At 63.2% G+C, this 25165-nt stretch carries 26 protein-coding genes; 15 read left to right on the top strand and 11 right to left on the bottom strand.

The genetic code is table 11. From position 1 onward, the window contains the following. Positions 1-100 precede the first annotated feature (100 nt). Together L981_RS11380 and cysK are read left to right on the top strand one after the other, a co-directional pair. On the top strand, positions 101-718 hold the full coding sequence (locus tag L981_RS11380; protein WP_043615483.1) for a LysE family translocator: 618 nt from the start codon (positions 101-103) through the stop codon (positions 716-718). Positions 719-855: 137 nt separating this feature from the next. Beyond that, complete coding sequence (gene cysK / locus L981_RS11375) at positions 856-1824, top strand: cysteine synthase A (RefSeq protein WP_043615479.1); 969 nt, start codon at positions 856-858, stop codon at positions 1822-1824. Positions 1825-1900: 76 nt separating this feature from the next. Here cysK and L981_RS11370 read toward each other — a convergent pair whose 3' ends face one another. From L981_RS11370 to rsmI, 10 genes are all read right to left on the bottom strand, one after another. Next, positions 1901-2389, bottom strand: coding sequence for an SRPBCC family protein (locus L981_RS11370; RefSeq protein WP_043615476.1), 489 nt, complete (start codon positions 2387-2389; stop codon positions 1901-1903). A gap of 114 nt (positions 2390-2503) precedes the next feature. Further along, positions 2504-4036 carry a YifB family Mg chelatase-like AAA ATPase gene (locus L981_RS11365; RefSeq protein WP_043615473.1) on the bottom strand — a complete coding sequence of 511 codons (1533 nt, stop codon included), beginning with the start codon at positions 4034-4036 and terminating at the stop codon, positions 2504-2506. A 217-nt stretch (positions 4037-4253) separates the two neighbouring features. Continuing rightward, complete coding sequence (gene gshB / locus L981_RS11360; RefSeq protein ID WP_043615471.1) at positions 4254-5201, bottom strand: glutathione synthase; 948 nt, start codon at positions 5199-5201, stop codon at positions 4254-4256. 147 nt (positions 5202-5348) lie between these two features. Next, entirely contained in the window at positions 5349-6338 is a 990-nt protein-coding gene (locus L981_RS11355) for an endonuclease (RefSeq protein ID WP_043615468.1), read from the bottom strand. Further along, the gene (locus tag L981_RS11350; RefSeq protein ID WP_043615466.1) at positions 6335-7447 is read right to left on the bottom strand and encodes a sn-glycerol-3-phosphate import ATP-binding protein UgpC; all 1113 of its coding nucleotides are present in this window, start codon (positions 7445-7447) and stop codon (positions 6335-6337) included. The genes L981_RS11355 and L981_RS11350 overlap by 4 nt, the downstream gene beginning before the upstream one ends. A gap of 66 nt (positions 7448-7513) precedes the next feature. Next, complete coding sequence (gene ugpE / locus L981_RS11345; protein ID WP_043615463.1) at positions 7514-8356, bottom strand: sn-glycerol-3-phosphate ABC transporter permease UgpE; 843 nt, start codon at positions 8354-8356, stop codon at positions 7514-7516. A gap of 10 nt (positions 8357-8366) precedes the next feature. Then, positions 8367-9371: an ABC transporter permease subunit gene (locus L981_RS11340; RefSeq protein WP_245281618.1), complete on the bottom strand. Its 1005-nt coding sequence runs from the start codon at positions 9369-9371 to the stop codon at positions 8367-8369. A gap of 5 nt (positions 9372-9376) precedes the next feature. After that, the gene (locus L981_RS11335; RefSeq protein WP_043615460.1) at positions 9377-10675 is read right to left on the bottom strand and encodes an extracellular solute-binding protein; all 1299 of its coding nucleotides are present in this window, start codon (positions 10673-10675) and stop codon (positions 9377-9379) included. 160 nt (positions 10676-10835) lie between these two features. Further along, positions 10836-11204, bottom strand: coding sequence for a YraN family protein (locus L981_RS11330; protein WP_043615457.1), 369 nt, complete (start codon positions 11202-11204; stop codon positions 10836-10838). Next, positions 11194-12123 (bottom strand): 16S rRNA (cytidine(1402)-2'-O)-methyltransferase, encoded by a 930-nt coding sequence (gene rsmI, locus L981_RS11325; protein ID WP_043615454.1) that lies wholly within the window; start codon positions 12121-12123, stop codon positions 11194-11196. The genes L981_RS11330 and rsmI overlap by 11 nt, the downstream gene beginning before the upstream one ends. A gap of 252 nt (positions 12124-12375) precedes the next feature. Between rsmI and dnaN the strand changes: the two genes are divergently transcribed. From dnaN to L981_RS34490, 7 genes are all read left to right on the top strand, one after another. Continuing rightward, positions 12376-13494, top strand: coding sequence for a DNA polymerase III subunit beta (gene dnaN / locus L981_RS11320; RefSeq protein WP_043615451.1), 1119 nt, complete (start codon positions 12376-12378; stop codon positions 13492-13494). A gap of 237 nt (positions 13495-13731) precedes the next feature. Next, complete coding sequence (pmtA, locus tag L981_RS11315) at positions 13732-14334, top strand: phospholipid N-methyltransferase PmtA (protein WP_082005986.1); 603 nt, start codon at positions 13732-13734, stop codon at positions 14332-14334. 4 nt (positions 14335-14338) lie between these two features. Then, positions 14339-14926, top strand: a complete 588-nt coding sequence (locus L981_RS11310; protein ID WP_043615448.1) for a histidine phosphatase family protein — start codon at positions 14339-14341, stop codon at positions 14924-14926. Between the two features lie 3 nt (positions 14927-14929). After that, positions 14930-15634, top strand: a complete 705-nt coding sequence (gene pyrF, locus L981_RS11305) for an orotidine-5'-phosphate decarboxylase (RefSeq protein ID WP_043615446.1) — start codon at positions 14930-14932, stop codon at positions 15632-15634. Between the two features lie 115 nt (positions 15635-15749). Beyond that, complete coding sequence (locus L981_RS11300) at positions 15750-16037, top strand: DUF1330 domain-containing protein (RefSeq protein WP_043615443.1); 288 nt, start codon at positions 15750-15752, stop codon at positions 16035-16037. Positions 16038-16158: 121 nt separating this feature from the next. Further along, the gene (locus L981_RS11295; protein WP_043615439.1) at positions 16159-17139 is read left to right on the top strand and encodes a complex I NDUFA9 subunit family protein; all 981 of its coding nucleotides are present in this window, start codon (positions 16159-16161) and stop codon (positions 17137-17139) included. Between the two features lie 239 nt (positions 17140-17378). Further along, positions 17379-17540 (top strand): hypothetical protein, encoded by a 162-nt coding sequence (locus L981_RS34490; protein WP_043615437.1) that lies wholly within the window; start codon positions 17379-17381, stop codon positions 17538-17540. A gap of 164 nt (positions 17541-17704) precedes the next feature. Here the strand turns inward: L981_RS34490 and L981_RS11285 are convergent, their stop codons facing one another. Continuing rightward, positions 17705-18511: an undecaprenyl-diphosphate phosphatase gene (locus tag L981_RS11285; RefSeq protein ID WP_043615435.1), complete on the bottom strand. Its 807-nt coding sequence runs from the start codon at positions 18509-18511 to the stop codon at positions 17705-17707. Between the two features lie 162 nt (positions 18512-18673). On the opposite strand from L981_RS11285, the gene L981_RS11280 reads away from it, so the two are divergent. From L981_RS11280 to L981_RS11255, 6 genes are all read left to right on the top strand, one after another. After that, positions 18674-19366, top strand: a complete 693-nt coding sequence (locus L981_RS11280; RefSeq protein ID WP_043615432.1) for a glutathione S-transferase family protein — start codon at positions 18674-18676, stop codon at positions 19364-19366. Further along, positions 19347-20549, top strand: coding sequence for a tRNA epoxyqueuosine(34) reductase QueG (gene queG, locus L981_RS11275; protein ID WP_082005985.1), 1203 nt, complete (start codon positions 19347-19349; stop codon positions 20547-20549). The genes L981_RS11280 and queG overlap by 20 nt, the downstream gene beginning before the upstream one ends. Next, entirely contained in the window at positions 20537-21412 is an 876-nt protein-coding gene (locus L981_RS11270) for an SDR family oxidoreductase (RefSeq protein ID WP_043615427.1), read from the top strand. Before queG ends, L981_RS11270 begins: the two co-directional genes overlap by 13 nt. 460 nt (positions 21413-21872) lie before the next feature. After that, entirely contained in the window at positions 21873-22247 is a 375-nt protein-coding gene (locus L981_RS11265) for a septal ring lytic transglycosylase RlpA family protein (RefSeq protein ID WP_043615424.1), read from the top strand. Between the two features lie 136 nt (positions 22248-22383). Continuing rightward, positions 22384-23670: an RsmB/NOP family class I SAM-dependent RNA methyltransferase gene (locus L981_RS11260; RefSeq protein WP_043615420.1), complete on the top strand. Its 1287-nt coding sequence runs from the start codon at positions 22384-22386 to the stop codon at positions 23668-23670. Positions 23671-23858: 188 nt separating this feature from the next. After that, the gene (locus tag L981_RS11255) at positions 23859-25139 is read left to right on the top strand and encodes an imelysin family protein (RefSeq protein ID WP_043615417.1); all 1281 of its coding nucleotides are present in this window, start codon (positions 23859-23861) and stop codon (positions 25137-25139) included. Positions 25140-25165 lie beyond the last annotated feature (26 nt).

Here is a 25165-nt window from a genome sequence, read left to right as displayed (position 1 = left end):
CGATCAATTTCGTCAGCGGACGCCCGCCGATCGCAGTTCGGTGATTTCCTTTTTCGGTCGCTTGCGGTAGAAATCGGCATCATCTTCGCAAGGACGTTCCATGACGCTCGCGGCCCTCATCGCCTATAGCGGCGCGCTCTTCATCGCCGCTGCCATCCCCGGTCCCGGCGTGACCGCGCTGGTTGCGCGCGCGCTCGGCTCCGGTTTCCGCGAAACCTTCTTCATGGGTCTCGGCATCGCGCTTGGCGACATGATCTATCTGACTGCCGTCATCCTCGGGCTCGCGCTGATCGCCCAGACCTTCACCACAGCCTTCCTGGTGGTGAAGTTTGCCGGCGTTCTCTATCTCGCTTACATCGCCTGGAAGCTCTGGAGCGCGGGGCTGCTGCCCGAGGACATCAAGGCAAAGCCGTCGACGAGTGCGGCTATGTCCTTCCTGTCCGGCCTGCTGATCACGCTCGGCAATCCGAAGACGATGCTGTTTTACGTGGCGCTCGTGCCGACGCTGATCGACATCAGGGCGATCGGCCCCGGCGATTACGGCCTGCTGCTGACCGCCACCTTCCTGGTGCTCCTAAGCGTACTCGTGCCCTATATGCTGCTCGCCTCGCGTGCGCGACTGTTGCTCAAGCAACCGAAGGCCCTGAAAGCGCTGAACCGGGTTGCCGCCAGCGTGCTTGCCGGAACGGCGGCCTATATCGCCGTTCGCGCCAACTGAAAAAACTTTTCCCGAACAACGACTTCGCCGGTGGTTTTTCCTTCGGCGGATCGCCGCGTGGTGTTTGTCGTTCTGGAATTGCGCGTTCATTGTTCCTATTCTCATAGCCCGACACTTCACGCCCAAGGGAGAAACCCATGTCCGACACACGCAAGCCCGGCCGCGGCCGCGTCTACTCCTCGATCACGGAAACGATCGGCGACACGCCCATCGTGCGGCTGGACAAGCTTGCCAAGGAAAAGGGCGTCAAGGCGAACCTGCTGGCCAAGCTCGAGTTCTTCAACCCGATCGCCTCGGTCAAGGACCGTATCGGCGTAGCGATGATCGAGAGCCTGGAAGCGCAGGGCAAGATTACGCCCGGCCGCACGACGCTGGTGGAGCCGACCTCCGGCAACACCGGCATCGCGCTCGCCTTCGTCGCGGCCGCCAAAGGCTACAAGCTGATTCTGACGATGCCGGAGACCATGTCGGTCGAGCGGCGCAAGATGCTGGCGCTGCTCGGCGCCGAGTTGGTGCTGACCGAAGGCGCCAAGGGCATGAAGGGCGCGATCGCCAAGGCGCAGGAACTGGTCGAGACGCTGCCGGACGCCATCATTCCGCAGCAGTTCGAAAACCCGGCCAATCCGGAAATCCACCGCAAGACGACGGCCGAGGAAATCTGGAACGACACGGACGGCGCGGTCGACATTTTCGTCTCCGGCATCGGCACCGGCGGCACGATCACCGGCGCCGGCCAGGTGCTGAAGGCGCGCAAGCCCTCCGTCAAGGTGATCGCCGTCGAGCCGGAAGAATCGCCGGTTCTTTCCGGTGGCGCCCCTGGGCCGCACAAGATCCAGGGCATCGGCGCAGGTTTTGCCCCGGCGATCCTCGACACCACGGTTTATGACGAGATCGTCACAGTCAGCAGCGCCGAGGCGATCGAATTGGCACGCCTGGTCGCCAAGCTCGAAGGCGTGCCGGTCGGCATTTCCGCGGGCGCCGCACTCACCGCCGCAATCGAGATCGGCCAGCGCGAGGAAAATGCCGGCAAGACCATCGTCGTCATCATCCCGTCCTTTGCCGAACGCTACCTCTCGACGGTGCTTTTCGAGGGCCTGGGCGGCTGATCGGGCTGGCATCACCTACAATTGGAAAGGGCGCCACGGGCGCTCTTTTTGTTTGTCGTTGATGCGTGGTTCCGCTTCAGCCAGCCTGCTCCGTGAAGCCTGCAAGATTGGCGAGCGTCGAGCGCAGGCCGGCGTCGTGATCTTCCTTCGAAATGCCCTCCGGCACGTTTTCGCAGGTGACGCTGACGCGGGTGCCATCTGCCGCCGGCTCCAGCGCCCAGGTGATCCGCATCGTCCCGGCAAAAGCGGGATCGTCGGATTGAAACTCGGTCTCCTGCACCACGCACCGATCCGGCTCCAACGCGACGAAGCGACCGGAAACGATGTCGGCATCCGCCGAACTCTTGCCCTGCGTCCTGTCGTCCGGCGCCTCGTAGATCAACTCCATGTGGAACGCGCCGCCGACGTGCGGCTCAAAGGCATGCACCTGCCCCTTCATGCCTTCGGGCGGCAGCCAGACCGCCACCGCAGCGGGATCGACCAGCGCGGCGTAGATCTTTGACGGAAGCGCCTGGATCAGACATTCGGCGCGATCGGTTCTTCTGCCGTTTGGAGTATCCGTCATCCAGTTCACTCCTCGCCGGCCAAGCTACTTCAAGAAAGCTTGGACGATCCGCTTCCAGCATCATGCGTGCCCGAGACGGCGAGAGCTGGGCATGCACAGTCTTGTCTGCCCTCGTCAGGCAGCCGCCTGCAGCCGCTCGCCGGCAATGCGATAGGAAATCGCCTCGGCGAGATGAATGCGGCCGACGGTTACTGCGCCATCGAGATCGGCGAGCGTGCGGGCGACCTTCAGCACACGGTGGTAGCCGCGGGCGGAGAACTTCATCTTTTCGGCAGCGTCCCGCAGAAGCTGCAGCCCGGCCGCATCGGGTGCCGCAATCTTCTCGATCAGCGAGGTCGATGCGCGGGCATTGCTGGTCAGCTCCGCATGGCCGAGGGCGGCAAAACGGTCGATCTGCATGGCGCGGGCGCGGGCGACGCGATGGGCGACGACCTCGCTGCTTTCGGCCGCTGCCGGCTTCAAGAGGTCGGCGGCGCTGACGGCCGGCACGTCGATGCGGATATCGATGCGGTCCATCAGCGGGCCGGAGATGCGCGCCTGGTAGTCGGACATACAGCGCGGCCCGCGGGCGCAGCTGCGGCCCGGCTCGCCGGCCATGCCGCAGCGGCAGGGGTTCATGGCGGCGACAAGCTGGATCGCGGCGGGATAGCTCACCCGGTGATTGGCGCGGGCGATGATGCATTCGGCCGTTTCGAGCGGCTGGCGCAGCGCATCGAGTACCTGCGGCGTGAATTCCGGAAACTCGTCGAGAAACAGCACGCCGTTATGGGCGAGCGACGCCTCGCCGGGCTTGGCGCGAAGGCCGCCACCAACCATCGCGGCCATGGTGGCGGAATGGTGCGGCGTGCGGAACGGCCGCCGGTCCGAAAGCTTGCCGCCCGGCAGTTGCCCGGCGATCGAGTGGATCATCGACACTTCGAGCAATTCGGCCGGATTGAGCGGCGGCAGGATCGACGGCAGGCGGGCGGCAAGCATCGACTTGCCCGATCCAGGCGGGCCGACCATCAGCAGATTGTGGTTGCCGGCAGCAGCCACCTCGAGCGCCCGCTTGGCGCTCTCCTGCCCCTTGATGTCGGCGAGATCGGGCAGGTTCGATGCGCCCGAGCGGATGGCGGCCTCAGGCCGCGAAAGCACCTGCGTGCCGCGGAAATGGTTGGCGATCGCGATCAGGCTGCGCGGCGCCAGGATATCGATCTCGGCGCCGGCCCAGGCCGCTTCCGGCCCGCTTTCGGCCGGGCAGATCAGCCCCTTGCCGAGCGCATTGGCGCCGATTGCCGCGGGAAGCGCTCCGGTAACGGCGGCAATGGTGCCATCGAGATTGAGTTCACCGATGACGACGTATGGCGCCAGTGCATCGCCGGGGATGGCGCCGAGGGCTGCCATCAGCCCGAGTGCGATGGCTAGGTCGAAATGGCTGCCTTCCTTCGGCAGGTCGGCGGGCGCGAGATTGACGGTCACCCGCTTGGCCGGCAGGGCGAGACCGGAGGCATGCAACGCGGCCTGCACCCGCTCGCGGCTTTCGGCGACGGCCTTGTCTGGCAGGCCGACGATCTGCATGCCGACCTTGCCCGGCGCGACCATCACCTGCACATCAACAGGCAGTCCCTCTATACCCTGAAATGCGACCGTGCTGACGCGCGCGACCATGCTTGCCCCCTCGCCCAGGCAGCCCGGCTATCGGGCGCCGCAACCGCCCAGGGTTGCAGGCAGAAGCCTTGCACGGATCGCGCACAAAAACAAGAACAATAACAGAACATTTGAAAGGCGTGGACGCACCGTCAAGGGGCCGTTCCAGCAAACGGCCGCGGGCGGAAGCCCGCGGCAGCGCCATCGACCCGAGATGGATCCTCGGCCGAGGTATTAATCAGGCGCGCCTGCGCTCGATCGCATCCCAAAGCAGGCTCGCGACATCGGCGCCGCCGAACTTCTTGACTTCGCGGATACCGGTCGGCGAGGTCACGTTGATCTCGGTCATGTAGTCGCCGATGACGTCGATGCCGACGAAGAGGAAGCCGCGCTCCTTGAGTGCCGGCGCGATGCGGGCGCAGATTTCCTTTTCGCGTGCCGTCAACTCCGTCGGCTCGGGGCGGCCGCCGGCATGCATGTTGGAGCGGGCGTCATGGTCCGCCGGAACGCGGTTGATGGCGCCCACCGGCTCGCCGTCGACGAGCAGGATGCGCTTGTCGCCCTTGCGCACCGCCGGCAGGTATTCCTGGGCGATGAAGGGCTCGCGAAACATCTGGCCGAACATTTCCAGCAGCGACGACATGTTGCGGTCGTCGCGGGTCGAGTGGAACACGCCTGCGCCGCCATTGCCGTAGAGCGGCTTCAGGATGATGTCGCCCATTTCCTGGCGGAAGCTTGCGATTTCGGCGGGATCGCGGGTGATCAGCGTCTTCGGCATCAGGTCGGCAAATTCGGTGACGAAGATTTTCTCCGGCGAGTTGCGCACCCAGGCCGGATCGTTGACGACGAGCGTCTTCGGATGCAGGCGCTCGAGCAGATGCGTCGAGGTGATGTAGGCCATGTCGAAGGGCGGGTCCTGACGGAGCAGGATGACGTCCATGGTCGAAAGATCGACACGCTCGGCTTCGCCAAGCGTGAAGTGGTCACCCTTGACGTCGCGCAGCGTCATCGGCTGCACGCTCGCATAGACCTTGCCGTCGCGCAGGGACAGCTTCTCGGGCGTGTAGTGGAAGAGTCGGTAGCCGCGCGACTGTGCCTCGAGGCTCATGGCGAAGGTGGAATCGCCCGCAATGTTGATGCCCGACACATGGTCCATCTGGACCCCGACATTGACGATTTTCGCCATCTACCCATCCCTCATGGATCACGGACAGCCGTGATCGATTTCAAACTACCGGAACGGAAGAGGACGGGAAAACCGCTGCCCCCTGCCGCACTGGTAAAGCCCTCGACATGTAGAATGCGGGCGGGCCTTAGGCAAGGAGAGCCGGGCCTATTCGAAGCCTTCGACGACGCAGGTGATGAGATCGTGGTCCGAAAGCGGCCGGCCGGTTTCGTCGAGCGACGGGATGATGCGGGTCTCGCCAATTTTCAGACCGCGCGACAGGAACCAGTCGAGCTTCATCGCCCGTTCCGGCCAGCGGGTGATGAGGCTCGGACGCGTGGTCATCACGTCGAGCGGTCCGCCGTGGCGGGTAAAGCCCCTGGCAGCGCTCACGGCGAACAGACCTTCGGCCTCGAAATCGCCACCGCCATGGTTGCCGGTGTTGAGGTCGCCGCCGATCAGCACTGGCAGGCCGGGGAAGGTTTCGTCGAGCGTATCGATCAATTCCTTGACCTGGCGTTCACGATAGACGGCGGTCGTTGCGCTTTCGAGATGGGTGGAGACGGCGACGAAGGGACCGGCTTCCGTCTCGATGACGGCGCCGATCGCCATACGTTCGCCAAGGCGCGGCTGCTCGCCGTCGGTGAACCACAGGCGTTCGCCCCAGAGGCGCAGCATGAAGGGTCGACCGAGCGGCGCCGAGGCCATCAGCGCATTGCCATGGAACCCCTTGGCGTTGAAATCGTCCTCGCAGAATTCGCGCTCGGTGTCGGAGCCGAGACCCATCTCGATGAACTCGATGCCATAGGCGTATTGCATGCCGAGCGTGTCGGCGACTTCGGCGGTCGGATGACGCTGGCCGGTACGGGCCATGCCGTTGTCCATTTCCGAAAGCAGGACGACCGGCGCCCCCGTTTCGGCCAGATGTGCAGCGCTTTCCGGCGCAAACAGGCAGCGCTCCAGGTTCCAGGCAGAGACGGTGAACGGAAAGGCGAGCGGCGCGGCCGACGAAGGCGTACCGCCGACCTCGACGCTGTTCATCTCCGGCCGGGCAGCCATGGCGGCGTCATGGGCGGCAATGGTGCGAACGATCTCGGCAAAGCTGGCGCGGGTTTCAAGCGAGGGAACGGCAAGTTGCTCGACGGTTTCGAAAATCACGATGCGGTCTCCAGGCGAAGGGTCTGCGCCGGGGCTTCATTGGCAAACGACGTGCCGCGCTCCAGCCGCTTTCCGGTCTCGGGCGAGAAGAAGTGCAGGCGGTCGACCGCGATGGTCACCGCGAGATCGCCCGATAGCGGCGTTTCCGGAGACAGCGCGATGGTCAGCGCCTGGCCCTCGATGGAGCCATGCACGAGCCGCTGCGCGCCCAGCTCCTCGACATAGTCGACCTGGAACAGCATGGCGCCCTCGCCGACGCCAGCAAGCCGGAGATCCTCGGCGCGAAGGCCAACGGTGACGGCGCCCTCCACCGGCGCGCGGCCGGCAAGGTCTATCCGGTAGAGGCCGATCTGCAGGCTGCCGCCTTCGATATGCCCCTTGATCAGGTTCATCGCCGGGGAGCCGATGAAGCTGGCAACGAAGGTCGAGGCCGGGCGGTGATAGACATCGAGCGGTCGACCAATCTGCTCGATGCGTCCGCCATTCAGAACCACCAGCCGGTCGGCGAGCGTCATCGCTTCGAGCTGGTCGTGGGTAACGTAGAGCGAGGTCGTGCCGAGGCGTTTCTGCAAGCGCTTGATCTCGCCGCGCATCGACACGCGCAGCTTGGCATCGAGGTTGGAGAGCGGCTCGTCGAACAAGAAGGCCGCCGGCTTGCGCACGATGGCGCGGCCCATGGCGACGCGCTGGCGCTGGCCGCCCGAGAGCGCGCGGGGCTTGCGGGAGAGATACGGCTCGATCTCCAGCATGCGCGCGGCTTCGGCGACGCGGGCGTCGATCTCGGCCTTCGGCGTCTTGCGGTTCTTCAGGCCGTAGGCGAGGTTTTCGTAGACGGTCATGTGCGGATAGAGCGCGTAGTTCTGGAAGACCATGGCGATGTCGCGCTCGGCTGGATCGACGTCGTTGATGACGCGCGAGCCGATCGTCACCGTCCCCTTGGATATCGTTTCAAGGCCGGCAACCATGCGCAGGAGCGTGGACTTGCCGCAGCCGGACGGGCCGACCAGCACGATGAATTCGCCGTCCTCGATGTCGATCGAGACGGATTTCACCGCCTCGACACTGCCGTGATAGATCTTCGAGACCTCGGCGATGGTAATGGCCGCCATGGCTGCCTCCGTAGAATTGGTGTCGTTTCAGGAGCGGGCGGGACGTTTGCCCCACTGCTGCTCCGCTTACTTGTCGCTTTCGGTCAGGCCCTTGATGAACCAGCGCTGGAAGATCACGACGATCATGACAGGCGGCAGCATGGCGAGGATCGCCAGCGCAAAGGCCTCGTTGTAGTCGGGGATGTTCGAGCCGACCCAGACGAGCAGGATCTGCTTGATGCCGCGCACCAGCGTGAAGAAGCCTTCGTCGGTCGTCATCAAGGTCGGCCAGAGATACTGGTTCCAGCCGTAGACGAACATGATGATGAAGATCGCCGCCATCATCGTGCGCGAGAGCGGCACCAGCACGTCGATGAAGAACTTGAACGGCCCGGCGCCGTCGATACGGGCCGCCTCCAGCAACTCGTCCGGCACCGACTTGAAGAACTGCCGGAAATAGAAGGTGCCGGTGGCGGATGCCAGAAGCGGCACGATCAGACCGGTATAGGTGTTCGTCAGCTTCAGCGTGTTCATCACTTCGTAGGAGGGGAGGATGCGCACTTCGAGCGGCAGAAGCAGCGTCGTGAAGATCACCCAGAAGAAAAAGGTCGCAAGCGGAAAGCGGAAGTAGACCAGCGCATAGGCCGCCAGCATCGACAGCACGATCTTGCCGACGGCGAAACCCAGCCCGAGGATCATCGAGTTCATCATCATGTTGAAGCCGGTGATCTTGCCGGTGAAGCCCCCCTCGCGCGTCAGCACCGTCTGGTAGGTCTCGACGAAATGGCCGCCCCAGGTGAGGCTGAGGCCATTCCGGTGAATATCGGCCGCCTCGTGGGTCGAGGTCATGAAGGCGACGACAACCGGCGCCACCATGATGAAGACGCCGAAGAGGAGGATGACGTGGTCGAAAATCTTGGTGCGATACATCGGCCCCACCTCAGTTGTAGTGCACGCGCCGCTCGATGAAGCGGAACTGGAAGATGGTGAGAACGAAGACGATCAGCATCAGGATCACCGATTGTGCCGAAGAGCCGCCGAGATCGTTACCGCGGAACCCGTCCATGTAGACCTTGTAGACAAGGGTGATCGGGTTGTTGGCGGCCTTGTCCTTCACCATCACGTCGATGACGCCGAAGGTGTCGAACAGTGCATAGGTGACGTTGATGATCAGAAGGAAGAAGGCGGTCGGGGCCAGAAGCGGCAGGATGACGGTCCAGAAACGGCGGAAGCCGGAGCGGCAATCGATCGCCGCCGCCTCGCGCACCGAGACCGGAATGCCCTGGAGCCCTGAGAGGAAGAAGATGAAATTATAGGGGATCTGTTTCCAGACCGAGACGACCACCATGGAAAAGGCTGTGTCGAAATAGTTGAGACCGACCTTGATGTCCCAGCCGAACCAGCGGGCGAGCTCGACGATCGGGCCGATATGCTGGTCGAAGAACATCATGCCGATGAGGCCCGCAACCGGCGGAGCGATGGCATAGACCCAGATCAGCAGCGTCTTGTAGGCGGCGTTGCCGCGGATGACGCCATCGGCCTTGACGGCGAGCAGGAGCCCGATCGACAGCGCGAAGAAGGTGACGAGCGCCGTGAAGACCGCGGTGAAGCGGGCGATGCCGAGATATTCGCCCGATTTCAGCACGTCGGTGTAGTTGGTCATGCCGACGAAGGTCGAGCCGAAGCCGAAGGGATCTTCGAGATAGAAGGACGACTGGATCGCCTGAACCGACGGCCAGTAGAAAAAGATGAAGATGATCGCGAGCTGTGGCGCGAGAAAGAGGTAGGGCAGGAACGGCGAGGAGAACTGAACGCGCTTTGCAGCGCTTTCACCTCCGCCATTCGACTGGCCGCCGAAAAGCCGGAAGGCGCCGAAGCGACGCCCACCGGTCGTGGTTCCGGTCCCTCCCCGCGCTACGGGGAGGAGATCTGTCGCGGTCGACATGGGGGTCAGCCAGCCGTCTTGGCGAAACGGGCCAGCAGCTCGTTGCCTTCCTTCTCGATCGTGTCGAACGCGTCCTTGACGGTCGTTTCGCCCGAGAAGATGCGGCCGTATTCGCGTTCCATGATTTCGCGGATCTGCGGGTAGAAGCCAAGGCGGTAGCCCTTCGACCATTCGCCGGCCGGCAGCATCAGCTGCTTGATGCCGACTTCGGCAACCGGCTTTTCCTTGTAGTAGCCGTCCTTCTGGGCAAGCTCGTAGGCTGCCTTCGTGATGGCCACATAGCCGGTGGCCTTGTGGTAGAAATACTGGATCTCAGGCGAGGTCAGGAACTGGAAGAAGTCCGCAACGCACTTGTTTTCTTCATCCGACTTGCCGGACATGGCGAAGAGTGCCGCGCCGCCGATGAAGGAGTTGGTGCCCGCACCCTTGATCGAGCCCCAATAGGGCAGGAAGGTTGCCGAGAACGGCATCTGGGCCGTCTTCTGCAGGCCACCGAAGGAGCCCGACGAACCGATCCAGAACGCGGCCTTACCTTCTTCGAAGACCTTCTGGTTATCGTTCCAGCCGGCGCCGTAGAAGGCGAAGTAGCCTTCGTCCTTCCACGCCTTCAGCTTGTCGAACATCATGACGAGGTTCGGGTCGGTGACCTTCAGCTGCGTGTCGACGACGGCATCATAACCGTTGTTGTTGGTGGCGAACTGGATGTTGTTGCGCGAGAAGAAGTTCTCGGTGAACTGCCAGGTCAGCTGCGACTGGACGAGCGGGATATAGCCGGCCTCTTTCAGCTTCGGCGCTGCGGCCTCGAACTCTTCCCAGGTCTTTGGCGCTTCGACGCCAGCCTTCTTCAGCGCTTCGTCGTTGATGTACATGATCGGCGCCGACGAGTTGAACGGCATGCCGACGAACTTGCCCTGGCTGTCGGCGTAGAAGTAACGCACGCCATCGATGAAGGCGTTGCGGTCGAAGTTGTGACCGGCCTTGATGATCAGGTCCTCGGCCGGAATGACCGCGCCCTTGGCGTTGATGATGGTCGCTGCACCGGCGTCGAAGACCTGCAGGATGTTCGGCTGTTCACCCGAGCGGAAAGCGGCGATACCGGAGGCAAGCGCTTCCTCGTAGGTGCCTTTGGAAACCGGGGTCAGCGCGCAGGCGCTCTGGGCTTCGTTGAACTTCTTGGAAACTTCGTTGATGACTTCGCCGTTGCGGCCGGCCATGCCGTGCCACCAGGTAATATTGGTCGCGGCAAGCGACGAGGTCGCGGAAAAAGCAAGGGTAAGGGCTGCGAGCGTAAACTTCTTGAACATGACTAATCCTCTCCACCGGGTTGCGGATGGCAGTGGACTAGTGACCTTCAATGACAGGCCCGTAACGCTTTTATGTCGGAACGATTACAAATTCGAGAATATGTTCCAACGAGAGGCACCCGCGGAACAACGCAATCATTTTCCTTCATTATGCGCCGATTCAGAACGCATCCGGCAGGTGCCGCGGCCAGCCCCAAGGGGTCACGGTGACGATGTCGTAGCGCACGGAAAGCCTGCTGAAATCCGGCTGTTTCGCCAGCCAGAGATCGCTCGCGGCACGGATACGCCTCTGCGCTGTCGCCGTCACGGCGAAGACGCCGTCTTCGGCCGAGCGACGGGCCTTGACCTCGACACAGGCGATGAGATCGCCGCGCCTTGCGATGATGTCGATCTCACCAAGCTTGGTGCGATGGCGCATGGCGACGATGCGGTAGCCCTTGAGCAGGAGACAAAGCGCGGCGCGGTATTCGGCAAGGTATCCTCGCCTCAGCGCCCTCAGCTTCCGCTTGTCGCCGCCATCAGTCGTCATGGCGCTCCTTCAGTTGCAGCAGCCGGTCATAGAGTTCCTTGCGCGGCAGGCCCGTCTGGCGGGCGGCTTCGGTTGCCGCCTTGCCGGTGGGCATGTCGGCAACGAGGCTTTGCAGCAGCGCGTCGACATCGGCCGCTTCCGGTTCGGGCGCGGCGTCAGGAGGGCCGATGACGAGCACGATCTCGCCCTTGACCGGCCCCGCCTGTTCATAATGAACGGCAAGCTCGCCAAGCGTGCCGCGGCGAAACTCCTCGAAGGTCTTGGTCAGTTCTCGGCAGACGGAGGCCCGCCTGCCCTCGCCCAGGACCTCGGCTGCCGCAGCGACGGTTGCAGCGATCCGGTGTGGCGATTCGAAGAACAGGATGGTTGCCGGCACGGCGGCGAGTTCCCTGAAGCGATCGCGCTTGGCCTTGTCCTTGGTCGGCAGGAAACCGGCAAAAAGGAAAGCATCGTTCGGCAGGCCCGAACCGACGAGGGCTGCCAGCGGCGCCGAGGCGCCGGGGATCGGCACGACGCGATGTCCGGCCCCGATCGCAAGCTGCCCCAAGCGATAGCCGGGGTCGGAGACCAGCGGCGTGCCGGCATCGGACACCAGCGCCACCGAACGCCCTTCCGAAAGCGCTGCCAGCAACCGAGGACCGACCTCGTCGGCATTGTGCTCGTGGTAGGCATAGGGCCGATTGGTGATGCCGTAACGGTCGAGCAGCACGCGTGTAACCCGCGTGTCCTCGCAGGCCAGCACATCGGCGCCGGCCAGCGTTTCCAGCGCCCGCAGCGTGATGTCGCCGAGATTGCCGATCGGGGTCGCCACCAGATAGAGCGCGGCATCAAGGGGACGGGCCGGAACGCTCACATTGTGCAGCCGGTAGCTGCGCTCCCTCTGTCCGCCTGCCGGTTCCGCTGTCTTCTGCTTTTCCACCTGTAACGTCCTGATCGTGCTGACCGATGTGTCTATCCGGCCTTTATGAGTGAGCCACCATGACAGAGCAAGGGCAAGACGGCGGGCCTACGTGCCGCATCTGGGGACAGAAGCCCTCAAACCCCTTGCTTTCCGGGCGCTCTTTCTGCCATTTTGCCGGTCCACATCTATCCGGTCGGTCGGCCGGGGCACTCGCAGTTGACGCTCAGGCGGACGTTTCGCCCGCCGGGCAATGGTTGAAAGCGGCATCCCATGCGCATTACTCTCGAGCGATCCAACCTCCTGAAATCGCTGAACCACGTGCACCGCGTGGTGGAGCGGCGAAACACGATCCCGATCCTCTCGAACGTGCTCCTGCGTTCCGACGGCGCCAGCCTCGAAATGAAGGCGACCGACCTCGACCTCGAAATCACCGAGGCGACGCCGGCTCAGGTGGAACAGGCGGGTGCGACCACCGTGCCGGCCCACCTGCTCTACGACATCGTGCGCAAGCTGCCAGACGGTTCGGAGGTGCTGCTTGCCACCAATGCCGAGGGCACGGCGATGACCGTCCAATCCGGCCGTTCGAAATTCTCGCTGCAGTGCCTGCCGCAATCGGACTTCCCGGATCTCACCGCCGGCAGCTTCTCGCACTCGTTCCGCCTCAAGGCGACCGACCTCAAGATGTTGATCGATCGCACCCAGTTCGCGATCTCGACCGAGGAAACCCGCTACTATCTCAACGGCATCTTCGTCCACACGGTCGAAAGCAAGGGTGAGCTGAAGCTTCGCGCCGTCGCCACCGACGGCCACCGCCTGGCGCGCGCCGACGTCGAAGCGCCGTCCGGTTCCGAAGGCATGCCGGGCATCATCATCCCGCGCAAGACCGTCAGCGAATTGCAGAAGCTGCTCGACAACCCGGATCTCGTCGTCACCGTCGAAGTCTCCGACGCCAAGATCCGCCTGACGATGGGCTCGATCGTCATGACCTCGAAGCTGATCGACGGCACCTTCCCGGACTACCAGCGCGTCATCCCGGCCAACAACGACAAGGAACTGCGCGTCGATTGCCAGTCCTTCGCCCAGGCCGTCGACCGCGTGTCGACGATCTCGTCCGAGCGCGGCCGCGCCGTCAAGCTGGCGCTGAACGAAGGCCAGATGACGCTGACGGTCAACAATCCGGATTCCGGCAGTGCTACGGAAGAACTGCCCGTCGGCTACGACCACGATCCGCTCGAAATCGGCTTCAACGCCAAGTACCTGCTCGACATCACGTCGCAACTGACCGGCACCGATGCGATCTTCATGCTGGCAGACCCGGGCTCGCCGACGCTCGTCCGTGATCTGGCCGCTGAAGATGCGCTCTATGTGCTCATGCCGATGCGCGTGTAGCCGGGCCTGACGTGGCACGAATTGCCAACCCGTCACGCCCGCGCGTGGCGGGTTTTTTGTTGACCGCGGCATTTGCGGGCTGTTGATAAGCGAACGCTTTCAGGCGCAGACAGACTTGTTTTTGCCGCAGATGGGGACACATTATGTTGACGCCGCCGCCACCGGCTCGAATCACCGGGTGGGGAATTTTGCGCGGACGGCCTGTGCGAGGAGAGGACAGCGGTTTTGAGGGGTTCAATGAATTTGCGCGTGAAGGTGAAGGAACGGCTCGGACGGAAGTTCGACGAGGAGATTCGCTTTTTCAAGGGATGGATGAGCAACGCCAAGGCTGTCGGCGCGATCCTGCCGACCTCCTCCGTCACCGCGCGCCGAATGGCAAGCGTCATCAACCCGGCCTCGGGCCTTCCGGTTCTTGAGCTCGGCCCCGGCACTGGCGTCATCACCAAGGCGATCCTGGAGCGTGGCCTTGAGCCGTCCAATCTCGTGTCGATCGAGTATTCGACCGATTTCTACAATCAGCTCAAGACCAACTTCAACGGCGTCAACTTCATCAACGGCGATGCTTTCGATCTGGAGCATACCCTTGGCGAACTCAATGGCCAGACCTTCGACAGCGTCGTCTCGGCCGTGCCGCTTCTGAACTTCCCGATGCACCGGCGCGTCGAACTGATCGACGATCTGCTGTCGCGCATTCCGGTCGGCCGGCCGGTCGTGCAGATTTCCTACGGACCTTTGTCGCCCGTCGTTGCCATGCCGGACCGCTACAGCATCCAGCATCTCGACTTCGTCGTGCGCAACATTCCGCCGGCGCAGCTCTGGGTCTATCGCCGGGCGCACTGACAGGATGTTCGGCGTCTACGTCACCCATCCGCAGGTCCAGATCGATCCTGATGTGCCCGTCCCGCAATGGGGCCTTTCCACGGTTGGCCGCGAACGCGCGGTCATCACCGCCGCATTGCCCTGGGTGCGTTCGCTCGGACGGATCGTTTCGAGCGACGAAACCAAAGCGATCGAAACCGCACAACTGCTGGCCGATGCGGCCGGCGTGGCGGTCGAGGTCCACCACGACATGGGCGAGAACGATCGCTCGGCTACCGGCTTCCTTCCTCCGCCGGAATTCGAGAAGGCGGCCGACTGGTTCTTCGCCAATCCCACCGAGAGCTTCAAGGGCTGGGAGCGGGCGATCGACGCCCAGGCCCGCATCTCGAATGCGGTCTTTCGGATCCTCGAGGACCACGACCCGAAGATCCCGATCGCCTTCGTGGGCCATGGCGGCGTCGGCACGCTTCTGAAATGCCGGCTCACTGGCGCGCCGATCTCGCGCGCCGCCGACCAGAAGGGTGGCGGCGGCGGCAATGTCTTTGCTTTCCGCCTTGCGGATCGAGCCGTCGCATGCGACTGGACCCCGATGGAACACTGGCAGGGGATTTAGACGATGACCGAAACCGCGCGCGACAGACTGATCGTAGGCCTCGACCTTCCGACGATTGCGGATGCCGAGAAGATCGTGTCGACGCTCGGAAACGACGTCTCCTTCTACAAGATCGGCTACCAGCTGGTCTTTGCCGGCGGCCTGGAATTCGCACGCGACCTGGCCAAGAGCGGCAAGAAGGTCTTCCTCGACATGAAGCTGCTCGATATCGACAACACGGTGGCCAAGGGCGTCGAGAACATCGCCAAGATGGGCATGTCGATGCTGACCCTGCACGCCTATCCGAAGGCGATGAAGGCAGCTGTCGAGGCCGCGAAGGGCTCCGATCTCTGCCTGCTCGGCGTCACCGTGCTCACCTCGATGGACGAGCAGGACGTGATCGATGCCGGCTACGAATACGACCCGCACACGCTGGTGCTGCGCCGGGCCGAACAGGCGCGCGCCGCCGGCATGGGCGGCATCGTCTGCTCGGCGGAAGAATCTTCGGCCGTGCGCAAGATCATCGGCCCCAACATGGCGCTCGTCACTCCCGGCATCCGCCCGGCCGGCGCGGACAAGGGCGACCAGAAGCGGGTGATGACGCCCTCCGAGGCGCTCAAGGCCGGATCCAGCCATCTCGTCGTCGCGCGCCCAATCGTCGCAGCCGCCGAACCGCTTGCCGCTGCCCGCGCCATCCTTGCCGAAATGAACGGCGCGCTTGCCCGCTGATGCCGAGCGGCACCCCTCGGACCCGCGTGGCCGGCCGATCCGCTTGACCTCGACCCAAATTTGCCGGAAGTAACACTCCCGTCAGCCTTTCGTGCTGCAAGACGAGGAGCTCAGTATGGCCAAGGGATACTGGATCGCACGGGTCGATGTCCGCGACCCCGAGCGCTACAAGGACTATGTGGCGGCCGCAAAGCCGGCCTTCGAGAAGTACGGCGCCAATTTTCTGGCACGCGGCGGTGTCCATCACCGGCTGGAAGGTGGCGTTCGCGCCCGCAACGTCGTCATCGAATTTCCATCGCTGCAGGCGGCGATCGACTGTTATAACTCTCCCGAGTACCAGATTGCCGCCGCAATCCGCCAGGAAGTCGCCGACGCCGAGATGGTGGTCGTCGAAGGCGTCTGATCCCCACCGCCTCCAACCTTCAGCAGGCTCTGCACGCAGGCGTCGATTGGCCTTCACCTCTCGCGGCTGTTGGGCTATGTAGCAATCAATTCTTTCCGATCCGATCAGGAGTGCACATCCCATGACCTTGTCCAACCTTCCGCCGCTGGTGACGATTTTCGGCGGATCCGGGTTCGTCGGCCGTCATGTGGTGCGCGCGCTCGCCAAGCGCGGCTATCGCATCCGCGTCGCCGTTCGCCGTCCGGATCTTGCCGGCCATCTCCAGCCGCTCGGCAATGTCGGCCAGATCTCCTTCGTCCAGGCGAACCTGCGTTACCGTAAATCGGTCGACCGCGCCGTCGAAGGCTCCGATCACGTCATCAACTGCGTCGGCGTGCTGTTCGAAAGCGGCCGCAACACCTTCGATGCCGTCCAGGATTTCGGCGCCCGTGCGGTGGCTGAAGCCGCCCGCGGCGTCGGCGCGACGCTGACCCACATCTCCGCCATTGGCGCCGACGCATCGTCCGCCTCGAACTACGCCCGCAGCAAGGGCCGCGCCGAGGCTGCGATCCTGGAAACGAAGCCCGACGCGATCATCCTGCGTCCGTCGGTCGTCTTCGGTCCCGAGGACGGCTTCTTCAACAAGTTCGCCAACATGGCCCGCTTCTCGCCGGCCCTGCCGTTGATCGGTGGCGGCGAGACGAAGTTCCAGCCCGTCTACGTGACCGACGTCGCCGAAGCCGTTGCTCGCGCCGTCGACGGCAAGATCGCCAAGGGCAAGATCTACGAACTCGGCGGCCCGGACGTCTTGAGCTTCCGCGACTGTCTCGAGATCATGCTTAACACGATCGACCGCAAGCGCGCACTCGTCTCGCTGCCCTTCGGCGTTGCGTCCCTCATCGGCAGCGTTTCGTCGCTGATCCCCTTCGTGACGCCGCCGCTCACCGCCGACCAGGTGGTGTTGCTGAAATCCGACAATGTCGTCTCGGCAAAGGCCGTTTCGGAAGGTCGCACGCTTTCGGGCATCGGCATCGACCCGACGATGCTGGAACCGATCCTGCCGACCTACCTCGTGCGCTACCGCCCACAGGGCCAGTACACCCGCAGCGGCCGCGCTGCCTGATCGGCAGCGACCCAGCGATTTTTTGAACGGCCGTCGGAACTTCCGGCGGCCGTTTTCTGTTGTATTGCGGTAACAGCGTTGCAGTTCTGCCGCACTGGCAAAAGCGATTGGCATTTACCGCAAATTCAACATGTCCTGATATTGATCATGTCATATCCACCAACTAAACACCGCCTCGCGCCCCCGATCCCAAGGCATGACGGCGGGCGGCGGCATCAATCTCGAAAGGCATAGCGTCCATGGGCAAGTCGATCGCAATCTTTTTTGCGTGTGCGGCACTGATCATTCTGGCTGGCTCGTTCATGGCGCCGAACACGGTCGCCAGCAGCGGCAAGGATTGCGCTCCGGCCTATGGCGTCGATCCGTGCACGACCGCGTCGATCGACCTTTCCGGCAACTAAGCCGGCACCCTCTTGGAGGGTAAAATCAGTTATTGGCGGGGGCCAGTGGCCGCGTGCGTTTCTTCGTGAGACGCACGCGGCTTTGTTTATGGAGGCCGCTTTAGGCCAAAGAAAAAGGCGCGTCCGGAACGCGCCTTTTGTCATTCTGAGATCGTCGGTTCCGCTCAGCCAAGCAGCCACAGACCGATCAGGCCGGCGATCCCGACGACGATGCGCCAGATGGCGAAAGGCGTGAAGCCGCGCCGCGAGACGAAGTCGAGCAGCGAGCGCACGACGAAGATGCCGGCGACGAAGGCGGCGATGAAACCGACGGCAATCAGGGTGAAGTCGTCGAAGGACAGCGCGTCGCGGTTCTTGTAGAGGTCCAGCGTGAAGGCGCCGAGCATGGTCGGCATCGCCAGGAAGAACGAGAACTCGGCGGCCGAGCGCTTGTCGGTGCCCATCAGCAGCGCACCGGCGATCGTCGCGCCCGAACGGGACGTACCGGGGATCATCGCCAGGCATTGGAACAGGCCGATCTTCAGCGCCAGCGACGGCGGATAGTCCATCACGTCGGTATAGCGCGGCTTCAGCGGCATCTGGTCGATCGCATAGAGGATGACTCCACCGACGATCAGCACGACGCAGATCAGGACAGGCGTCTCGAACAGCACCGTCTTGATGAAATCATGGGCGATGGCGCCGATGACGGCCGCCGGCAGGAAAGCGAGCAGCACTGACACGACGAAGCGGCGCGCCTTGATGCTTGTCGGCAGCGCCAGCGCGATCGACAGAAGCTTCTGGAAATAGACGAGCAGGATCGCCAGAATGGCGCCAAGCTGGATGAGAACGGCGAAGGTGTTGCCCGGCGACTTGAAGCCGAGAAAGTGGCCGGCGAGGAGAACATGCGCCGTCGACGAGACAGGGATAAACTCCGTCAGGCCCTCGATGAGCCCGAGGACGAGCGCGCTGATGATCGATTGATCCGCCATATATGAGATTTTCCTGACAAGTTTTGAAGTGGGGGGAAAAGGCTGATTCGCTTGTGTTTGCCACCACAAATTTCTATAGCTCTTTCTTATGAGCCGTGGCCAGACGCTTGCGCCGCCACGCTGATGCCCCCAGCAAAAAGCCTCTGAGAAACCAGATCATCGATGCCGACACTGTATCATCACCCAATGTCCTCCGCCTCACGGTTCGTTCGCCTGATCCTTTCGGAATACGGCTATCAGACGGAACTGACCGATGAGCAGCCCTGGGAAAATCGGCGCGACTTCCTGGCGTTGAACCCGGCCGGCACGCTACCGGTCTATGTTGACGATAGTATGAGGGCTCTCTGTGGGGCCACGATCATCTCGGAATATCTCGACGAGACGAACGGCATCATGAAGCGGGATCGCCGGCTGCTCGCGGAAGATCCGTTCCAGCGCGCCGAGATCCGCCGGCTGGTCGAGTGGTTCCTGCAGAAGATGGAAGCCGATGTGACCCGGCCGCTGGTGCGCGAGCGTATCTTCAAGCTGCAGATGACGCCGGACCAGGGCGGCGGCGCGCCCGACAGCAAGATCCTGCGCACGTCCCGCGCCAACATCCGCCAGCACATGAAATACCTCTCGTGGCTCGCGGGCACACGCACCTGGCTTGCCGGCGACCGCATTTCCTATGCGGATCTCGCCGCGGCCGCGACCGTGTCCGTGCTCGACTATCTTGGAGAAATCGACTGGTCGGACGCTCCGAGCGCCAAGGAGTGGTACCAGCGGCTGAAGTCCCGCCCCTCCTTCCGCCCGCTGCTTGCCGAGCGCGTGCGCGGCGTGACCCCCGTTCCGCACTATGCGGATCTCGACTTCTGAGGCGAACAGCGTGCCCGGCATCGATGCCAAGGCAGACAGTGAGGAACGGCGCCGGCTGAAGCTGACGGCGTTCCTGAAGGCGGAAGCGGCAGACAAGGGCTTCGATCTCTGTCGCATCACCCGGCCCGATGCCATTCCGCAAGCCCCAAGCCGGCTCAGGGATTTCCTCGACGAGCGCTTCCACGGCACGATGGACTGGCTCGAAGAGACGGCCGCGCGCCGTTCAGATCCGCGCACGCTCTGGGGCGAGGTGCGCTCCGTCGTCATGTTCGCGATGAACTACGGCCCGGAACACGATCCGCGTGGCATTCTCCAGCAGACCGATCGCGGTGCGATCTCGGTCTATGCCCAGAACCGCGACTACCACGACATCATCAAGGGCAAGCTGAAGGAAGTCGCGACCCGCTTTGCCGCCCGCGCCGGCGAGGACGTCAAGGTCTTCGTCGATACGGCCCCGGTGATGGAAAAGCCGCTGGCGGAGCAGGCCGGCCTCGGCTGGCAGGGCAAGCACACCAATCTCGTCAGCCGCGAGTTCGGCTCCTGGCTGTTTCTCGGCAGCCTGTTCACGACGGCGGACCTCGCCTTCGACGAAGCCGAACGCGACCATTGCGGCTCCTGTCGCGCCTGTCTCGACGCCTGTCCGACCGACGCCTTCCCGGCGCCCTACCGGATCGACGCGCGCCGTTGCATCTCTTACCTCACGATCGAGCACAAGGGGCCGATCGATCCCGAACTCCGACCGCTGATCGGCAACCGCATCTATGGCTGCGACGACTGTCTTGCCGCCTGCCCCTGGAACAAGTTCGCGCAGGCGGCCTCGGAAATGAAGCTCAGGGCACGCGACGACCTGAAGGCGCCGTCGCTCGAAACCCTGCTTGACCTCGATGACCCGAGCTTCCGCAGCCTGTTTTCAGGCTCGCCGGTCAAGCGCATCGGTCGAGACCGCTTCGTGCGGAACGTGCTGATCGCCGCTGGCAACTCCGGCAGCGAGGCGCTGGTGCCCGCAGTCAAGGCGCGCGTCAACGACCCCTCTGCCGTGGTGCGGGCGATGGCGGTCTGGGCGCTGTCACGATTGGTCGCGCCTGCGGCGCTTGCGGAATTTGCCGAACAATGCGAGCCAGAGACGGACGAAGACGTCCTCAACGAATGGCAGATCGCGGGAGTGAGCCGATGCATGTCCTGATCCTTGGCGCCGGTTACTCCGGTACGGCAATCGCAAAAGCGATGGCCCCGACGGCCACAAGCGTCATCGGCACCACCCGGACCGAGGAGAAGGCGACAAAGCTCGAAAAGGCCGGCATCCGCCCGGTCCTCTTCGACGGCGAAACGATCTCCGACGGTCTGGCCACCGCCCTTGGCAAGGCAACCCATTTGATCCAGTCGATCGCGCCCGGTCGCGACGGCGATCCCATGTTCCGCGCCACGAGCCCGGACCTCGCGCAGATCGCGCCGAACCTCAAATGGATCGGCTACCTCTCGACGGTGGGCGTCTATGGCGACCACGGCGGAGAATGGGTCACCGAGGACATGCTGCGCAAACCGGTCTCGGCCCGCTCTGTCGAACGCGTGGAAGCGGAAGACGCCTGGATCGCCTTCGGCAAGAAGCAGGATATTCCCGTCGCGGTGCTGAGGCTCTCCGGCATCTACGGCCCCGGCCGCAACGCCTTCTGCAATCTCGAAAACGGCACGGCACGGCGGCTGGTCAAGCCCGGCCAGGTGTTCAATCGCATCCGCGTCGAGGATATCGGCGCGGCAGCCCTGTTCCTCGCCAACACTGGCACCAGCGGCGTCTTCAACATCACCGACAACGAGCCGGCACCGCCGCAGGACGTGGTCGCGGAAGCCGCCCGGCTCATGGGTGTCGAGCCGCCGCCGGAAACGCCCTTCGAGCAAGCCGAACTGTCACCGATGGCCCGCACCTTCTATGGCGAAAACAAGCGGGTTTCGAACGCCCGCATGCGCGCAACCGGTTTTGAATTCGCGTTTCCGGATTATCGCGTCTCGCTTGCACAGCTCTGGCAGTCGGGCGCCTGGCGCGGACAGTGAAACGAAATATGGCACGCGCCAGATAGCATAACCCGTAATGCTTATAGAACGTCGACAGTCAGTCCGTCAGTAATGGCCAGGGCTGGGCGAGCGCAATTGTGACATTCTTTGGATATTCGTTCGATACTTGGCTTTTTCATACAACCTGTGCGCTAGTAACGAATTTTCGACCATCCGGATTCCGGAAAATTGGTCCAATTCGAAATTTTTAATGATTTTTTTCGTTTACCGGCCAGTTCGGCCCGCGTGCGGAAGTTGGGGAGCGCTCAACCCCTGATTCCAAAGAACTTCCGGCCCAGGCTTAAACTATTTCAAACAATCTTCGTTTTTGAAATTTCGTCATTTTTTAATAAATCCTAATAGAGCGTAAATGGTTGAAGCACGTTTTTGCCATTTTTCGCCCCAATTAGCGGTTCCCAGAAGTTTTTAACCAAGTGTTTTGACCGAGGGGATCGCCAGTTTGACGCCAGCGAAGATCAAGACTGCTGCCGCTGCAGCGCTATTCACGGCCACTATCGGTCTCGTTTCCGTTTCCGATAGCCATGCGGCCGGTGCCGGCTGCGGCGGCGCATCCTGGTATGCGCTGAGCTCCAAGACCGCCTCCGGCGAGCGCATGAATGCCACTCACCTGACGGCCGCCCATCGCAGCCTGAAATTCGGCACCAAGGTGCAGGTCACCAACAAGCGCAACGGCAAGAGCGTGATCGTTCGCATCAACGATCGCGGCCCCTTCATCCGCGGTCGCGTCATGGATCTTTCCAAGGCTGCTGCTTCGCAGATCGGCATGGTTCGCTCCGGTACTGCCAGCGTCTGCTACCGCGTCGTCAACTCCTGATCTTGAAATACTGCTACCCGGCCTGCGTTCGGGTGGATCTACTTCGCTAAAGGCCGTTCTCGGCGGTTAATCTTCTCCGCCGTCTTGCTCTTCGATGCCATCGCCGTTACCACGGCGAAAAAGGAGTTGATCGAAGATGCGTTTGGGCGGCAGGCTCGCTGGAGCCATTGAGGTTCTTGAGGATATCGAAAAGCGGAAGCGCCCGGTCGCCGACGCGCTCAAGGATTGGGGCCTTGCCCACCGTTTCGCCGGATCCGGCGATCGCTCGGCGATCGGCAACATCGTCTACGACGCCCTTCGCATGAAGCTCTCCCACGCTTACCTCATGGACAGCGACAGCGCCTCGGCGCTCGGCCATGCGGTGATGTACCGCCAGTGGGGCTTTTCGCCAGAAAAGCTGGCCGCCGAACTCGATGGCGACAAGTTCGCGCCGGAGGCACCGGCCGAACAGCTTCAGGCCTTCAGGTCGCGCCGGATCGAAGACGCCCCGGCCCATGTGCAGGGCGACATCCCCGAATGGGTGCAGGCCTCCTTTGAAGAAAACTTCTCCGACGACTGGCTGGAAGAAGCCAAGGCGCTCGCGGGCCGGCCGACGCTGGACCTGCGCGCCAACACGCTGAAGGCCTCGCGCGCCAAAGTGCTGAAGGCACTGGAGCGCAGCGGCGCCGAGGCGGCAACGATCGCCCGCAACGGCATCCGCATTCCCGCCGGCGAAGGCGCCTCGCGCCTGCCGAACGTGACGGCCGAGCTTTCCTTCCAGAAGGGCTGGTTCGAGGTCCAGGACGAGGGATCGCAGATCGTCGCCGACCTCGCCTATCCGCAGGAAGGCGAACAGGTGCTCGATTATTGCGCCGGCGGCGGCGGCAAGACGCTCGCCATGTCGGCAGCGATGAACAACAAGGGCCAGGTCCACGCCTACGACACCGACCGCAAGCGGCTTGCCCCGATCATCGAGCGGCTGAAGCGCGCCGGGACCCGCAATGTCCAGGTGCATGAATCGACCGAAAGCCTCGCGCCGCTGGCCGGCCGTTTCGATCGCGTGCTGGTCGATGCGCCCTGCACCGGAACCGGTACCTGGCGCCGTCGCCCCGATACCAAATGGCGGCTGAACCAGAAGAACCTCGAAGAGCGCATCTCCCAGCAGGAAGAAGCGCTGGCAAGTGCGGCGCAGTTCGTCCGCCCCGGCGGCCACCTGATCTACGTCACCTGCTCGGTTCTTCCCGAGGAGAACGAGGCGCAGGTTTACGGCTTCTGCGAGGACAATCCGGAATTCGAGATCCTGTCTGCCGCCGACATCTGGGCGACGCTGTTTGGCACCGACAAGCCGCAGCCCTGGTCTGCGGACATGAAGACGGTGACGCTGACACCCGCTTCCACCGGCACGGACGGCTTCTTCTTCTGCCTGATGCAACGCAAGGGTTAAGGCCGTTTGACGATCGTCAAAAGGCGCGCATCAGATTGAAAGCGTTCTAAACTATACACTTTGACACAAGTTTGCTTTTGGTTCATGAGAAGCGGGCTCGGCGGGGCCTTTCTCATGGCCTGACGGCTGAACGACGCCATGTTTTGCGGCGCGTTCGACTGCGCCGGGGGACGCAACAGGAGAGGGTCATGACCAAGAAATTTTTCCGCGGCGCCGCGCTGGCGCTGATGACGGCGACCTCGGCGATGGCCCTGCAGCCGGCCCATGCCGCGACCGATGCCGCCGCCGTGGTGAAGCACTACACCGCCGTCGCTCACGCCAAGTTCGAAGATGCGCTGACGACCGCAGAAGCGCTCGACAAGGCGGTCGACGCGCTGATCGCGACGCCGAGCGAAGAAACGCTGAAGGCCGCGCGCGACGCCTGGAAGAAGGCCCGCAACCCCTACCAGGAAACCGAAGTCTACCGTTTCGGCAACGCGATCGTTGACGAGTGGGAAGGCAAGGTCAACGCCTGGCCGCTCGACGAAGGCCTGATCGACTATGTCGATCCGAGCTACGGCACCGAGAGCGACGAGAACGCGCTGTTCACCGCCAATGTCATCGCCAACAAGACGATCAAGATCGACGGCAAGGACGTCGACGCCTCCAACATCACGCCGGAATTCCTGGCGGGCACGCTGCAGGAAGCCGGCGGCATCGAGGCGAACGTCGCGACCGGCTACCACGCCATCGAATTCCTCCTTTGGGGCCAGGACCTGAACGGCACCAAGGCCGGCGCCGGCAACCGCCCGTACACGGATTACGACACCAAGGCGTGCACCGGCGGCAATTGCGACCGCCGCGCCGCCTATCTGAAGGCTGCGACCGAGCTGCTCGTTTCCGACCTCAAGGAGATGGTCGCCAACTGGACGCCGGATGGTGCCGCGACCAAGGCGGTCGAGGCCGACCCGAAGGCTGGCCTCGTCGCCATCCTCACCGGCATGGGCTCGCTCTCCTATGGGGAACTCGCCGGCGAACGCATGAAGCTCGGCCTCTTGCTGCACGATCCGGAAGAAGAGCATGACTGCTTCTCCGACAACACGCACAACTCGCACCTGCACGATGCGATCGGCATCCAGTCGGCCTATACGGGCGAATACACCCGCGTCGACGGCACGAAGATGACCGGCCCGTCGCTCTCCGAACTCGTTGCGGCCAAGGATGCCGCGCTCGACAAGGAGATGGCGGGCAACCTCGCCACCACGGTCGAGAAGATGCAGGCGATGGCCAAGCGCGCGGAAACGACCGAGGCCTACGACCAGATGATCGGCGAAGGCAATGCCGAGGGCAACGCCACCATTCAGGCGGCGATCGACGGCCTGATCGCTCAGGCAAAGACCGTACAGCGCGTCATTGCGTCGCTGGATCTCGGCACCGTTGAGCTTGAAGGTTCCGACAGCCTGGATAATCCTAACGCCGTCTTCCAATAAGCTGAAAAGGCGGGCCGCATCGATAA

It is taken from the genome of Ensifer sp. ZNC0028, assembly GCF_000799055.1.
Lineage (GTDB): Bacteria > Pseudomonadota > Alphaproteobacteria > Rhizobiales > Rhizobiaceae > Ensifer.
The sequence above is the reverse complement of the archived record's forward strand: the minus strand, read 5'-3'. Positions and strand labels throughout refer to the sequence as shown.

Bases quoted from the DNA above. Each gene is read 5' to 3' on its own strand.
- L981_RS11380 (WP_043615483.1), top strand. From the start codon at position 101: ATGACGCTCGCGGCCCTCATCGCCTATAGCGGCGCGCTCTTCATCGCC.
- cysK (WP_043615479.1), top strand. From the start codon at position 856: ATGTCCGACACACGCAAGCCCGGCCGCGGCCGCGTCTACTCCTCGATC.
- L981_RS11370 (WP_043615476.1), bottom strand. From the start codon at position 2,389: ATGACGGATACTCCAAACGGCAGAAGAACCGATCGCGCCGAATGTCTG.
- L981_RS11365 (WP_043615473.1), bottom strand. From the start codon at position 4,036: ATGGTCGCGCGCGTCAGCACGGTCGCATTTCAGGGTATAGAGGGACTG.
- gshB (WP_043615471.1), bottom strand. From the start codon at position 5,201: ATGGCGAAAATCGTCAATGTCGGGGTCCAGATGGACCATGTGTCGGGC.
- L981_RS11350 (WP_043615466.1), bottom strand. From the start codon at position 7,447: ATGGCGGCCATTACCATCGCCGAGGTCTCGAAGATCTATCACGGCAGT.
- ugpE (WP_043615463.1), bottom strand. From the start codon at position 8,356: ATGTATCGCACCAAGATTTTCGACCACGTCATCCTCCTCTTCGGCGTC.
- L981_RS11340 (WP_245281618.1), bottom strand. From the start codon at position 9,371: ATGTCGACCGCGACAGATCTCCTCCCCGTAGCGCGGGGAGGGACCGGA.
- L981_RS11335 (WP_043615460.1), bottom strand. From the start codon at position 10,675: ATGTTCAAGAAGTTTACGCTCGCAGCCCTTACCCTTGCTTTTTCCGCG.
- L981_RS11330 (WP_043615457.1), bottom strand. From the start codon at position 11,204: ATGACGACTGATGGCGGCGACAAGCGGAAGCTGAGGGCGCTGAGGCGA.
- dnaN (WP_043615451.1), top strand. From the start codon at position 12,376: ATGCGCATTACTCTCGAGCGATCCAACCTCCTGAAATCGCTGAACCAC.
- pmtA (WP_082005986.1), top strand. From the start codon at position 13,732: ATGAATTTGCGCGTGAAGGTGAAGGAACGGCTCGGACGGAAGTTCGAC.
- L981_RS11310 (WP_043615448.1), top strand. From the start codon at position 14,339: ATGTTCGGCGTCTACGTCACCCATCCGCAGGTCCAGATCGATCCTGAT.
- pyrF (WP_043615446.1), top strand. From the start codon at position 14,930: ATGACCGAAACCGCGCGCGACAGACTGATCGTAGGCCTCGACCTTCCG.
- L981_RS11300 (WP_043615443.1), top strand. From the start codon at position 15,750: ATGGCCAAGGGATACTGGATCGCACGGGTCGATGTCCGCGACCCCGAG.
- L981_RS11295 (WP_043615439.1), top strand. From the start codon at position 16,159: ATGACCTTGTCCAACCTTCCGCCGCTGGTGACGATTTTCGGCGGATCC.
- L981_RS34490 (WP_043615437.1), top strand. From the start codon at position 17,379: ATGGGCAAGTCGATCGCAATCTTTTTTGCGTGTGCGGCACTGATCATT.
- L981_RS11285 (WP_043615435.1), bottom strand. From the start codon at position 18,511: ATGGCGGATCAATCGATCATCAGCGCGCTCGTCCTCGGGCTCATCGAG.
- L981_RS11280 (WP_043615432.1), top strand. From the start codon at position 18,674: ATGCCGACACTGTATCATCACCCAATGTCCTCCGCCTCACGGTTCGTT.
- queG (WP_082005985.1), top strand. From the start codon at position 19,347: ATGCGGATCTCGACTTCTGAGGCGAACAGCGTGCCCGGCATCGATGCC.
- L981_RS11270 (WP_043615427.1), top strand. From the start codon at position 20,537: ATGCATGTCCTGATCCTTGGCGCCGGTTACTCCGGTACGGCAATCGCA.
- L981_RS11260 (WP_043615420.1), top strand. From the start codon at position 22,384: ATGCGTTTGGGCGGCAGGCTCGCTGGAGCCATTGAGGTTCTTGAGGAT.
- L981_RS11255 (WP_043615417.1), top strand. From the start codon at position 23,859: ATGACCAAGAAATTTTTCCGCGGCGCCGCGCTGGCGCTGATGACGGCG.